Raw genomic sequence first — 235 nt, forward strand, 5'->3', positions numbered from 1 at the left:
GTACAAAAGAACGACAAAAAAGGCTGAAAATGTTAATAGTGAAAATAGCGTAAAAATACTTTGTGAGGTCAGAAATTGTTCAATTTTTTCATGATCCTGAATCCTTTGGTTAAAATCTCCCATTAGCTTGGTATCAAAGAATTTAATGGGAAGTTTCAAAAGTTTTTTTAAAAAATCTGAAATAATCCTAATATTGATTCTGGTACCTACAACCATCATAATCCAATTACGACAG

The 235-nt window shown here is 29.8% G+C and carries 1 protein-coding gene; it reads right to left on the reverse strand.

The genetic code is table 11. The annotated features are described in order from the left end of the window. Positions 1-235 (reverse strand): ABC transporter transmembrane domain-containing protein (locus SB764_RS44685; RefSeq protein ID WP_410867398.1); only part of this gene is annotated, 235 nt, incomplete at both ends.

The organism is Paraburkholderia sp. SIMBA_027, from assembly GCF_046535315.1.
GTDB lineage: Bacteria > Pseudomonadota > Gammaproteobacteria > Burkholderiales > Burkholderiaceae > Paraburkholderia > Paraburkholderia tropica.